This is a genomic window from Cytophagales bacterium, assembly GCA_033344775.1.
GTDB lineage: Bacteria > Bacteroidota > Bacteroidia > Cytophagales > Cyclobacteriaceae > JAWPMT01.
In genome coordinates, this window is sequence record JAWPMT010000007.1 from 615,973 (window position 1) to 628,737 (window position 12,765).

Genomic DNA, 12,765 nt, shown 5'->3' on the forward strand with positions numbered 1-12,765 from the left:
AGCGTAACCATTGATGCCTCCTTAGGCATTGGTCGCTACTCATTCATTCACTTTATTAAATCACAAACACATGTCAGATCACAGATTTGAAACTTTGCAACTCCATGCAGGACAAGAAGTAGACGAAACCAGCCGGTCTCGAGCGGTGCCTATTTACCAAACAACCTCTTATACCTTTAAAGATTCGGAACACGGTGCTAATCTTTTTGCCTTAAAGGAATTTGGGAACATCTATACAAGGATCATGAATCCTACGACGGATGTATTTGAAAAGCGAATTGCAGCTTTGGAAGGCGGAGTAGCAGCAGTTGCGACAGGTTCCGGTCAAGCAGCCCAATTCCTGGCATTGAATAACATCCTTAGTGCCGGTGATAATTTTGTTTCTTCCTCTTTCCTCTACGGAGGAACTTACAATCAATTCAAGGTCGCATTCAAGCGCCTTGGAATCGAAGCTCGATTTGCAGAAAGTGATAAGCCGGAGCATTATGAGCAGCTGATAGACGAAAATACCAAAGCACTGTACCTGGAAACGATTGGTAATCCAGGGTTTAACGTACCGGATTTTGAGGCCATTGGTGCTTTAGCGAAGAAATATGATATTCCGTTGGTGGTGGATAATACTTTCGGGGCAGGAGGATATCTATTCCGACCATTGGAGCATGGTGCGAGTGTGGTCACAGCCTCGGCAACGAAGTGGATTGGAGGACATGGTACTTCCGTTGGGGGCGTTATCATTGACGGTGGGAATTTCAATTGGGGCAACGGTAAGTTTCCTGAATTCACTGAGCCTTCGGAAGGATACCACGGCCTGAAATTCTGGGAGATTCTCGGAGAAAGCAACCCATTGGGACTGCCCAATATCGCATTTGCCATCCGGGCAAGGGTAGAGGGCCTTCGTGATTTTGGTCCTGCTTTGAGTCCGTTCAACTCGTTCCAACTCCTGCAAGGATTAGAGACACTGTCTCTGCGCGTGCAACGCACCGTTGACAATGCCCTGGCAATTGCCCAATGGTTGGAAGCACACCCTCAGGTAGAATCTGTGAACTATCCCGGACTGGAAAGCAGCAGCTACCATGAACTAGCGAAGAAATACCTGAAAAGAGGTTTTGGAGGTGTCTTGTCATTTGTTATTAAGGGTGAAAAAGAGCAAGCGACTCGTTTCGTGGATTCCTTGAATTTAGTGAGTCACCTGGCAAACGTAGGAGACGCCAAAACATTGATCATTCAACCTTCGGCTACTACGCATCAGCAGTTGACGGATGAAGAACAACTGGCGGCGGGAGTACTTCCTAATCTGCTTAGAATTTCGGTGGGCATTGAGCACATCGATGACATAAAGGACGATTTGACCCAAGCTTTTGAGAAAATCAATGCAAGCAACCCTGTTACAGCGTAATACGACTTCACTGGTAGTGGATGAGCCATTTTTACTTGAGGGGGGAGGTGTCCTCCCTCAGGTAACCATTGGTTATACAACTGCCGGAGAACTCAATGAAGACCATTCTAACGTCGTTTGGGTATTTCATGCCCTGACGGCCAACAGTGACCCATTTGAATGGTGGCCAGAATTATTCGGCGAAGGCCGGAGGTTCAATCCTGAGAAATATTTTGTTGTGTGTGCAAACATGCTCGGCTCGTGTTATGGTTCCACTGCACCGGAGGATTTCCATTTCCCGATCATTACCATCCATGATATGGTAGAGGTCCATAAGCAACTGCGAGCGCATCTCGGAATTGAAAAAATCCACGTCGGAATTGGCGGCTCGATGGGTGGGCAGCAATTACTGGAATGGGCCGTTCAGGAACCGGAATTGTTTGAAAATATCATGCCAATTGCGACCAATGCCTATCATTCACCCTGGGGTATTGCTTTCAACGAAGCGCAGCGAATGGCATTGAATAACAAGGATCGCGAGAAGGGCCTTGAAGCAGCCAGGGCCATTGCGATGTTGTCCTATCGACATTACAATACCTATGATCATTCTCAGAAAGACGAGGACCAGCGATGGGATCATTTCAGTGCGGCATCCTATCAGCAATATCAGGGATTTAAGCTCAGGAAACGATTCACGCCTGAGAGCTACTACTACCTGTCCAAAGCGATGGATAGCCACCACCTCGGAAGGCATTTTGCCTCTGTTGCCGATGCACTTGGGAGGATTACGGCCAGGTGTCTGGTCATCGGTGTAGCCAGCGATATTCTGTTTCCTGTAGAAGAACAAAAATTATTAGCACAACATATACCCAATGCCTCTTTGGAGGTGATAGAAAGTATTTATGGTCATGATGGCTTTTTAGTAGAGATGGAGGCTATTGATCAATTGATAAAAAACTGGATCGATTCATGAAGAAAATAGGACTGTTTGGTTTTGGGTGTGTCGCACAGGGTTTTTACGAGGCAATCACTCAGCAGGCATTTGAAGCGGAGGTTTCGAAAATCTGCATTAAGAACCCCGATAAGGAACGTGGGATCTCACCTGATTTATTCACCACTGATCCGAGAGCAATTCTGGATGACCCTGAGATTGATGTAGTCATCGAATTGATTGATGATGCGGGTGCGGCCAGGGAAATTGTTTTTGAAACGCTCAAAAAGGGCATTCCAACCATATCGGCAAATAAGAAAATGATCGCTGAGAACCTGGAAAAGTTGGTGGAGTTGAGGCATGTTCACGGGACCACCTTTCTGTATGAAGGAGCGGTGGCCGGAGCCATTCCTATTTTGCAGACTTTACGTAATTACCTGGTTCAGCAGCCCATTGAGGAAGTTCGCGCCATTTTGAACGGTTCTACTAATTTCATTTTGTCCAAAATGAAACAGGAAGGGATTTCATATGAAGCCGCTCTTGAGCAGGCACAATCCCTGGGATTTGCAGAAACGGATCCTAAGCTGGATGTGCAAGGATATGATCCTGTGTATAAAGCAGTGATTATCGCCTACCATGCGTATGGTGCTATTCTAAAACCTGATCAGATCTACAGAGAGGGGATCGATCAGTTATCCTCTTATCTGCAACAACAAGGCCGAAAGGAGTATGCGAAAGTGAAACTAGTGGCCAGTATTGGTAAGGATGAGTCAGGGGTAAAGGCATCCGTTCGGCCATTGGTGCTTGATGCCACTGATCCTTTATATCCTGTAGATTTTGAGAACAATGCGATCCAAATCAATGGTGCTTTTAGCGGGCCTCAATTGATCATAGGCAAAGGGGCGGGAAGCTTGCCTACAGGCTATGCTGTATTGGGAGATTTGAAAGAGATTTTGGAAAGAGAACGGGTTTTGGTTTAGCCGTTTAGTTTACAATTTCGCCGATACATCTGAAACCCAGCTAGGGTCCACTAGAGACGGAAGTCACTTCGTTGGTGCGTTCTTCTGACCGTGATATCGTCCAATCGTTGTTCCCTCGGGTGATTCCAGGTAGCAGCAATTGGAACGAACTGAAGTCTTTTGAATGATACGACCTTCCGCGATCAGTGGCTGTTTCGGTACCGATACGACCATCGCAACCGCATGATCGAAAAACAAGTGCCCGGCGCAGAGAAGGTAGAGATGGTCTACGACAAAAGAGATCGACTGGTCATGACCCTGGATGGCAACCGAAGAAATGTAGCGACTGTTTCAGGAACTAATTCCTCCGGCAACGTTGAATATGTGGAAAACGGAGAGTTCATTGTCGAGAACTACCAGGGCAAAAGCTATGTCCGCGCTCCCGGAGCCAAGATTCGATTCAAAAAGCCAGACATTTACATCACGAAGGCACAAGACTTTACCGCAAGAAAAGCCACCAGTGCCATCACCAGTGAAAACCAATGGCTTTATACCAAGTATGATGCCCTTAACCGGCCTGTCATGACCGGGATCAAATCCTTAGCCCTCAACCGACAGGACTAATGAATAGGGTTTTTAAATATTTGGTGGTAATTGGATATCTGTTGTTTGGGACTATGTGGAAAAAATCGCTGTATAATGTTACTTTCTATAATTCAGTCTTAAACATTTTTGATTTTAAGACAGCAATTACGTCACAGTTAGAGTTTTTTGAACACCCAAAAGATTCGGCGAAGATGATCATCACATACGAATTTATCGTTAATGACAAATCATATGATAATCAGTTGACTGCCTACAAGAATGCATTTCAAAAAAAGGTTGGAATTTCAGATAAATTAGAGATTCTCTATAATGAGTCGTACCCAAATGCGAATTATGTTAGATTTTGGAAAATCGACTCGTTTTATATCTTTTCATTTATAATGTTCTCATTATTTCTTGGGCTAATAATGTATTTTCACTTGTTTACAGATAAGACCAAGTGGATAAACAGATATTCGAAAGCTTTGGGTCAATAATTATCCATTTATACTTCGAAATAAAGCAAGTAGTTCACTAGCTAAAATGAACCACTTATCAGCTTCCACAAGCTGGAAACGTACAAAACCGAAGAAGTTCATTGAAAATCGGAAACATCAACAGAGCTAACATTCCACAAAATCCTTACTTACTCATCCATATCCCATCAATTTCGTAGAAGTACATGTGAATTCATTTGGGATATTTGGTGTACTCGCGGGCAGCGCGGTGGCGTTAGCACTTTTCCTTTCCTCATTCTTTCTGGGGATAAAACGTAAAGAAGACCCTAAGCATCTCTGGGTTGGGTTGATCTTGTTGGCGATTGGATTGCGGGTAGGGAAATCTATCTTTTATTTTTTGCTCAATGACATGGCGCCAATTGGGCTTGCTGTTGGATTTTTGGGATTGGCCTCTATCGGACCACTTTCCTGGTTTCTTGTTAGCGGCGCAAGTTCTATTCATAAGAAAAATGGAGGGCACTTTGTGATTCCCATTTCTGGAGCGATTGCGTGTTTCATGGTTGCTCCTAGTCCATGGGAGACTTATTTATATGAATCGGCAACGGCTGTTCTTTTGGTTTACCTGGGCTGTTCCTGGATCAGTTTCTTTCGAAATGAATCTACCAATAGCTGGAGTAGAAGTGTGCTTATCGTTGTTTCCGGGGTTTGGATAGCCCTGGTTTATCAGCACATGAGTAATACAATGATGGATTATGCCATTGGAGCTGTGATCGCTGCTGTATTTATCTATTGGCTATTTTTTCAATCGTTTAAGACAGGTGCGCTATCTAAAGGAATTGAGGTGAGCTTGCCGGATCAAACACTGGAAAAGGTTCGCGAAGCTTTCGAGCAACAAGCAATTTTCAGGCAATCCGGTATGAATTTGCAGCAATTTGCTTCGGATTTGAATATGCCCTCTTATCTGATCACTCGAAGTGTCAAGGAACTATATGGGAAAACCTTTCCAGAAACGCTGAATTATTTTAGAATTGAGAAAATAAAGGAGATGCTCCTTGACCCGAAGAAGGAGCATCTGAAGATTGAAGCCCTGGCTTATGAAGTAGGCTATACAACGCCTTCTGCATTTTATGCAGCGTTCAAGAAAAGCACTGGACAAACGCCTACTGCGTATCAAAAGAAGGCCAGTTTGATTTCTGCCTGATCAGGTCCCAGGAATCTTATAAACCCCTTTTTCTACTTCATCAATGATTTCAGTTAGTCGAGCCTGGAAGTTCTCGGGAGTTTCTTTCTGAACAATTGCTAATGATTTCAAGGCAGCCTTGGACTTACCCAGAAAATAATTGGACAAGGCATGATTGAGTTTTAGGTACCAGGCATTCGGATATTTCTTAATGGCCGGATCAAGCAGGGATAAGGCTGCTGCTGGCTTTTCAATGCGCAATAAGAAAATAGATGATCCATTCAATTCTCCCGGATTCATATCAACAGCAACCAATTCTGAAATGGTTTCATCCAATTCCGAAGACTTACCCAGTTTTCGTAAAAGGCGTGCTTTGGTAGTCAGGTTGGTCGCATTTTTATTGGCTGCAAATCCATTGTATCCCCCATTAATGGATCGATTGGCCCATGCCAATGCCTCTACCAGATTGGTGTCATGATTCAGACACCAGGTCGCTGCATCATTCCAGGCTTCCCATCGATAGGTGTTAATGCCCAATAGTTCATATCGGAAGCTTTCAGTAACTGTCTTGTTAAGATCTACCCCTACGGTAAATGAAATTCGTCGCTCTCCCCATTCGAGTGCTATGTCAACAGTATTTTCGGTGCGATTGATGAATTCATAATCCAACTGTTCTGAAGGAGGACAAGTTTCTGCTTGCACCGACATTTTAAGGGCAACATGTTCTTCTTTGTCCAGGTAATAGCTACCCCACTGATTATCATGATGTGCAAACATGAGGGTGTAGCTGTCTTCATTCACATCAATGTGGATCCCGTAACCACCCGCTTTGAGTGGATTGCCATTGATGGTGACATCTGTACTAAAAATGATACGTGTATTCATATTCGCACCAGCACGCCAGGCGAGGTTTGGATCACCATAGGAGTTGATCACCGTATTCCAAATGTCTCTTCCTCGAGTTGCAGGAGTAGAGTAATCAATGGTAATGTCGGTCACGCCGAGTTGCTGGGTTTCTACCACTTTCGGACTTGCCTGAGGCATTTTCATGGTATGAAATTGTGCTTGGATACCTAGCCCGATGCATATCATCAAGACGGTCAAAAGGGATTGTTTTTGATTCATAGAATTTTGAGTTTTCAGCAAAATTCCATGAGTGAAGTGTTCCTTTTGTCCTGATTCGGGGAATGAGGAGAACCGAATAGTTGCTTTTTGACCAAAAAAAGCGCCCTTTTGAGGCGCTCATGTTTTATTGAAAGTAAACTTAAAGCTTACAAGTGAATCACTTCATCGTAGGCATCTGCAGCTGCTTCCATCACTGCTTCTGACATGGTTGGGTGCGGGTGAACTGCTTTGATGATCTCATGACCCGTCGTTTCTAGCTTTCTTGCAGAAACAGCCTCGGCGATCATCTCAGTTACATTGGCACCAATCATATGGCAACCTAACCACTCACCGTATTTTGCATCGAAAATTACTTTTACGAATCCGTCAGGGGCTCCTGCTGCTTTCGCTTTTCCTGAAGCGGAGAATGGGAATTTCCCAACTTTGATTTCGTATCCGGCTTCTTTGGCTGCTTTTTCGGTATAGCCAACAGATGCAATTTCTGGAGAGCAATAGGTGCAACCAGGGATATTGTTGTAATCCAAAGGCTGTGGTTGCTCACCAGCCATTTTCTCTACGCAAATGATGCCCTCTGCCGAAGCCACGTGCGCCAACGCAGGACCATGAACGATATCGCCAATGGCAAATACACCAGGGATGTTGGTCTGATAGTAATCGTCAACGGTCACTTTGCCTCTTTCGGTTTTAACGCCAGTTTCTTCCAGGCCAAGGTTTTCCAGGTTTGTGGATACACCTACAGCGGAAAGGACTACATCACATTCCAGTGTCTCAGTTCCTTTCTTGGTTTTTACAGATACTTTGCAGCCTTTGCCTTTGGTATCAACAGCGGTTACTTCAGATTCAAGCATGATCTTGATGCCATTTTTCTTGAAGTTACGCGCTAATGCTTTACTCACATCTACATCTTCTACAGGAACGATGTTTGGCATGAACTCTACGATGGTTACCTCTGTACCGATGGAATTGTAGAAATAAGCGAACTCAACTCCGATCGCTCCTGAACCTACCACAACCATTTTCTTAGGCTGCTTTTCCATCACCATCGCTTTGCGATAACCAATTATTTTTTCATTATCAATAGGTAATGCAGGAAGCTCTCTCGATCTTCCCCCAGTGGCCAGGATGGTGTTTTTAGGCTTGTATTCAGTTTTCTTGCCCGCCTCGTCGGTTACTTCAACGATGCCACCTTTTTTGATTTTTCCGTGGCCGGCGATATGGTCGATCTTGTTCTTTTTGAACAAGAACTGAATGCCTTTGCTCATGCCTTCAGCGACTCCACGGCTTCTTTTTACCATGCCTTCAAAATCTACGGCGGCATCTTTCACATCTACGCCATAATCTTTGGCGTGCGTGATGTATTCAAAAACCTGAGCACTTTTCAGCAATGCTTTGGTTGGGATACAGCCCCAGTTCAGGCAGATACCTCCTAATTCGGAACGCTCAACAACGCCTACTTTCATGCCAAGCTGAGATGCTCGAATGGCTGCGACATAACCACCAGGTCCGCTACCAATTACTATGAGATCATATTGTGAAGCCATATTATTGTATCAAATTATTGATTCTGGAAAAATAAAGGGGTCCTGAAACCCGGCGCAAAATTAAACTAAAAGAAAGAGCTTCCCAATCCCACACAACAACCTTACGTGCCGATTATCCAAATACGATTTTGGAATTATTCAATTGTGAATGTCCTACTTTTGTGCAACCTCAATGCATGTGTAGGAATTTTAAGTGGAACTACTTTTTAAGCTATTAAAATTTGGATTAGTAGGGCTATCAGGGATGGCGATCGATTTTGGGGCCACTTACCTACTTAAGGAACATGCAAAGCTCCATAAATACATCGCTAATGGCGTTGGGTTTTCATTGGCTGCTACCAATAATTTTTACTGGAATAAGGTGTGGACATTTGAGGACACCAATGTTGAAGTGACGCAACAATATTTGTCTTTTGTGATTGTGTCCCTGATTGGGTTGGGAATCAACACACTGGTGCTAATCGTCCTTGAGAAGAGAATGGAGGTGAATTTCTATTTTGCCAAAATTGTGGCAATCATGGTGGTCGTTCTATGGAACTTCACCATGAATTACCTTTTTACTTTTTAAGCGAAGCCTTAGAACATGCTGGAAAGCTTCATAGCGATGGCTTTATCACCTTCTACTTTCATTTTTCCAGTCATAAATGCCATCATAGGATTGAGGTCACCACTCATCAGCTTATCAAAATCATCTAATTGAATAACGATGGTGCAATCTGCATCTTGATCTTCATTGGTTACAGAGGTGGGTTCCACCGTGTCATCGAGGTGAATAGCACCTTCGGGGAAGGAAAATTTAACCTTGGATTTGAGTTTACCTCCGTGGTTCTCTGTGAGGGCTTTTACTTTATCGGTAGCGTCTGCTAAGCTCATTTGTGATTGATGTTATTTGAATATCAGGAACGTATGGCCCCTTTATCAGCCGAATATAGTGATTATTTGGGGCTTAGAATTTGTTAGGGCTGATTTCCTCTAAGGAGTAGCTCCACTTCGAATAAGTTGGACCAATACTTTCCTGTAACGAATAGCCGGTCTCCTTCCGCATCGTATGCGATACCATTAAGGACATAGTCGAGTGAGTTGTTCGTATTGTCTCGAGTCCAGATTCCTTCGAAATCGATGGTAGCTTCTACGGCTCCGGTAGCCGGGTCGATCACAGCAATGTATTCTTTACCATAGACGTTGGCATAGATCTTGCCATTGACATTTTCCAATTCATTGAGGTCGCTGACTTCCCCTTCATGATCATATACCTGCAACCGATCAATCTCGGTAAAACCATTTGGCTCCATGATGTATAGGTTATGTGTGCCGTCACTCATGATCAAATTCTCTTCTAGGGTGGTGATGCCCCAACCTTCTGTTGGATATCTAAACTCTCCTGTCTGATTCAGGTTTTGATCGTAAACGAATCCTTTTTGGGAGGTCCAGGTCAGCTGATAGATCTTATCCTGAAGTATGGCTGCACCTTCTCCGAATAAAGCAGGATCTAGGTCGATTTTCTTCGTTGGTTGGCCCGATTTTAAATCTACCTTGCGCATGGTAGAAGCACCTTCCTTGCCGGTACTTTCCCAGAGCAGACCTTCATGCCAAAACAGGCCCTGTGTATAGGCAGAAGGATCATGAGGGAACGTGTTGATCACCCGATAAGTATATTGGGCAGGGCTTGCTTCGGGTAATATCAGGACTTTGGGATAGTGTGTTTCTTTTTTACCATCGAAATACACGGTCAATTTGATTCTGGGTTTACCAACTCGTGGTTGTTCCGGAGACCATGTGAACGTTGAATTGGTATAAGCCACTTTTCGCTGCTGAACCTCCAATGTGACAGAATCGATCAATTGGTTTTCGTCTTTGAGGGCTACTTCGAAATTGATGGATTCTCCCAGCTGGTATTGCTGATTGATGCCTGGAGCAATAAGCTTACTCGCTTTCTTCTTGATGAGCGGGGTTTTTGATGCAGGTTTTTCCTGGGTGTTTGAATCGGAACAACCTACGATCAGCAAGACGGCAATTGCCAGAAGGAACTGGTTTAGTTTTAGATATTTTGACATACAGTTTTTGAAACTAAGCATCTCGACTTATCCTGTTACGGATTTCATTGACTTAAGATGCCTAAACCAACATTACTTCTCAGAAGCAAATCCTCGCATCATGATCGGAACGGTGAGCCCTTGATAGAGTACAGAACAAACCACCACAATGTAGGTCATGGTCAATATGACTTCCTTGCCTTCAAAAGGAGGTAGGGACATGGACAAAGCAATGGGTAGCCCTCCTCTGAGTGCACCCCATGAGAGTATGGATATGGTATTCGGAGAAAATGACCGTTTCACTGACATGAGTTTAATTGGGATGAATACACTTGCCCAACGACCAAACATGACAATATTGACGGCAAAAAATCCTGCGGCAAAGTAATCCAGCCTTGCAGGTAGTACGATCATCTCAAGACCAATGAGTACAAACAGCATGGCTGCCAGAGATTCCTCCATGAGGTTCCAGAACTTAAATACGTAATCCCCCGCAGCGCTGCTGACGTGAGTACTTCTGCCTTCGTTTCCGATGACGAGTCCCATTACTACTGCGGCCTGTTTCGACGATACGTGAATGAAATCTGCTAGTAATGAACCGACCATAACTACAGCCAGTGTGATCAGGATCTCTACTTCTACCTGATCGTTATCGATATATTTTAATAGACGATAACCAATATAGCCAAGGAATAGTCCGATGAATATACCACCTCCGACATCTGCTCCGAAAATGTAGACCACCTCAAATAAGGATAAAGTATGATCATCACCTGCATGCGCAATGTCCAACAAAGTAAGGGCCAGTACTACGGCTACTCCATCATTGAATAGTGATTCGCCTTTGATTTTGATCTCCAGGTCTTTGGACAGGTTGAATCGATTGATGAATTTCGTTACGGCTATGGGATCAGTAGGGGAGATCAATGCTCCAAATACCAGACAGTACAAATAGTTGAGTTCAATGCCAATGAAAGAATTGAGCAAGAAATAAACCAGTGTTCCAATAATGAAGGTGGAGAGCAGCACTCCCGTGGTAGCAAGTACCAGAACAGGCGTTCGTTCTTTTGAGAGCTGTTTGAAGTCTATTTGCAAGGCACCCGAAAACAGCATAAAGCTCAGGACTACCGTATATAGTACTTCCGCATAGTCATATTCTTCTAATTCGACCGCCTCTATTTCAAGGGAAGGGAATAAAGAACCTGCCAGGAATATGATCAATGACAGCACCAGTGCCATGATCATCAATCCAATTGACGATGGCAACTTCAGAAAGTACGTATTGATATAGATGAATAAGCCCGCAAGGAAAATAAACAGAGCTATAATATCAAAAATAGACATCTACCAAAGTTATAATAACGCAATACACCGTGTTCGAACACAAAAATAAGGCCCAAAGGCGCAATATTGTTGTAAACCGTACCGGCTTTTTCGTGGTGATTTATATTAAGGCTCTGAAAATCAGTAACAAAAATACGTTTTTTTAAAGCGATTCACAAGAACAAGGTGATCCACAACCATGATTCGTTCCAATAGCAACTTTTTTTCAGTATTGTTGTTTCATACAACAAAAGCGGAGGATGACGTTATTGTCATTAATTTTGATCGTCAATCGGAGGAGATATGAATAGAATTTTCCCAGTATTAATCGGAATTTGGTTTACCGTAGGTGCCTTCGCACAGACGCAGCCGGATTACAAGAATTGGAAAACCTTTGCCAAGGTCGAATATGAAAAGAGCTCGGATGAGTACGGTGAAATTTATGTCCCGAAATTCAATGAGGATATTCAGGCACTGGCTGGTACTGAGATCACTTTACCTGGATATATTATTCCGTTTGAAGGACTTTTCAAGCCAGAGGAGATCATTGTATCTTCCCTGCCCATCGCTTCGTGTTTTTTCTGCGGTTCAGGTGGGCCTGAAACGGTAGCCAAGGCTTATCTAAAAGATGAAACTGATTATAAATCCAAATTGGTTCTGGTGACTGGAACGTTGGAACTGAACAGTACTGATGCCAATGATCTCATGTTTATCCTCAAAGACGCAAAAGTCGAATTAGTCAAATGAAAGCTTTTTTTCGTACCCCTTTTATCCTTCCCATATTCCTGCTAATGGCTTGTGGCTCTTCTGAACAGGCTAAAGAAGATAAAACAGACCTTTACAGTGATACCGAGGAAATCATCACCATAGACAAGGATGCCAATGATGAGTTGTTTGCAGAGGTGATGGAGATCCATGATGAAGTCATGCCTGAAATGGGAAGCATTCGGAAGACACGTAAAGCATTATTGGACAAGCTTGAAAACACTTCTGATGAAGCGATAGGAAAAGTTCTCCAGGAGCAAGCCGATAAGTTAGACGAATCTCACGAAGCCATGATGGGCTGGATGCGTCAGTTTAATCCTAACCAGGATGAAGGTGTAACTGATTCGGCGTACAACGTCTACCTGGTCGGTCAGAAGCAGAAAATGATCGAAGTACGTGACCTGATGGTCAATTCCCTGAAGGAAGGAAAAGCGTTGTTGGGTTCAGGGGAGTAAATCCAGATCCCCCTTAAAAAGGGGGTGGTCGAAGC

The 12,765-nt window shown here is 43.8% G+C and carries 13 protein-coding genes; 8 read left to right on the forward strand and 5 right to left on the reverse strand.

What is annotated here, in order from left to right:
* Positions 1 to 70 precede the first annotated feature (70 nt).
* The 5 genes from R8G66_34675 to R8G66_34695 all read left to right on the forward strand — a co-directional run bounded on the left by R8G66_34675 (position 71) and on the right by R8G66_34695 (position 5,509).
* On the forward strand, positions 71 to 1,396 hold the full coding sequence (locus tag R8G66_34675; GenBank protein ID MDW3197563.1) for an O-acetylhomoserine aminocarboxypropyltransferase/cysteine synthase: 1,326 nt from the start codon (positions 71 to 73) through the stop codon (positions 1,394 to 1,396).
* Positions 1,371 to 2,348, forward strand: coding sequence for a homoserine O-acetyltransferase (metX, locus tag R8G66_34680; GenBank protein MDW3197564.1), 978 nt, complete (start codon positions 1,371 to 1,373; stop codon positions 2,346 to 2,348). The genes R8G66_34675 and metX overlap by 26 nt, the downstream gene beginning before the upstream one ends.
* A complete protein-coding gene (locus R8G66_34685; protein ID MDW3197565.1) occupies positions 2,345 to 3,286 on the forward strand; it encodes a homoserine dehydrogenase in 942 nt (313 codons plus the stop codon). Before metX ends, R8G66_34685 begins: the two co-directional genes overlap by 4 nt.
* 159 nt (positions 3,287 to 3,445) lie before the next feature.
* Complete coding sequence (locus R8G66_34690) at positions 3,446 to 3,889, forward strand: hypothetical protein (protein ID MDW3197566.1); 444 nt, start codon at positions 3,446 to 3,448, stop codon at positions 3,887 to 3,889.
* A gap of 645 nt (positions 3,890 to 4,534) precedes the next feature.
* On the forward strand, positions 4,535 to 5,509 hold the full coding sequence (locus R8G66_34695) for a helix-turn-helix domain-containing protein (GenBank protein MDW3197567.1): 975 nt from the start codon (positions 4,535 to 4,537) through the stop codon (positions 5,507 to 5,509).
* On the opposite strand, the gene R8G66_34700 is transcribed toward R8G66_34695, so the two are convergent.
* On the reverse strand, positions 5,510 to 6,613 hold the full coding sequence (locus R8G66_34700; GenBank protein ID MDW3197568.1) for a DUF2911 domain-containing protein: 1,104 nt from the start codon (positions 6,611 to 6,613) through the stop codon (positions 5,510 to 5,512).
* A gap of 146 nt (positions 6,614 to 6,759) precedes the next feature.
* A complete protein-coding gene (gene lpdA / locus R8G66_34705) occupies positions 6,760 to 8,154 on the reverse strand; it encodes a dihydrolipoyl dehydrogenase (GenBank protein ID MDW3197569.1) in 1,395 nt (464 codons plus the stop codon).
* A gap of 193 nt (positions 8,155 to 8,347) precedes the next feature.
* Between lpdA and R8G66_34710 the strand changes: the two genes are divergently transcribed.
* Positions 8,348 to 8,722, forward strand: a complete 375-nt coding sequence (locus R8G66_34710; protein MDW3197570.1) for a GtrA family protein — start codon at positions 8,348 to 8,350, stop codon at positions 8,720 to 8,722.
* 8 nt (positions 8,723 to 8,730) lie between these two features.
* Here R8G66_34710 and R8G66_34715 read toward each other — a convergent pair whose 3' ends face one another.
* From R8G66_34715 to R8G66_34725, 3 genes are all read right to left on the reverse strand, one after another.
* Complete coding sequence (locus R8G66_34715) at positions 8,731 to 9,027, reverse strand: SCP2 sterol-binding domain-containing protein (GenBank protein MDW3197571.1); 297 nt, start codon at positions 9,025 to 9,027, stop codon at positions 8,731 to 8,733.
* Between the two features lie 83 nt (positions 9,028 to 9,110).
* Positions 9,111 to 10,208 carry a glutaminyl-peptide cyclotransferase gene (locus R8G66_34720; protein MDW3197572.1) on the reverse strand — a complete coding sequence of 366 codons (1,098 nt, stop codon included), beginning with the start codon at positions 10,206 to 10,208 and terminating at the stop codon, positions 9,111 to 9,113.
* Positions 10,209 to 10,280: 72 nt separating this feature from the next.
* Complete coding sequence (locus R8G66_34725) at positions 10,281 to 11,531, reverse strand: sodium:proton antiporter (GenBank protein ID MDW3197573.1); 1,251 nt, start codon at positions 11,529 to 11,531, stop codon at positions 10,281 to 10,283.
* A 282-nt stretch (positions 11,532 to 11,813) separates the two neighbouring features.
* On the opposite strand from R8G66_34725, the gene R8G66_34730 reads away from it, so the two are divergent.
* Positions 11,814 to 12,257: a hypothetical protein gene (locus R8G66_34730; protein ID MDW3197574.1), complete on the forward strand. Its 444-nt coding sequence runs from the start codon at positions 11,814 to 11,816 to the stop codon at positions 12,255 to 12,257.
* Positions 12,254 to 12,730 carry a hypothetical protein gene (locus R8G66_34735; protein ID MDW3197575.1) on the forward strand — a complete coding sequence of 159 codons (477 nt, stop codon included), beginning with the start codon at positions 12,254 to 12,256 and terminating at the stop codon, positions 12,728 to 12,730. The genes R8G66_34730 and R8G66_34735 overlap by 4 nt, the downstream gene beginning before the upstream one ends.
* The last annotated feature ends 35 nt before the right edge of the window (positions 12,731 to 12,765 follow it).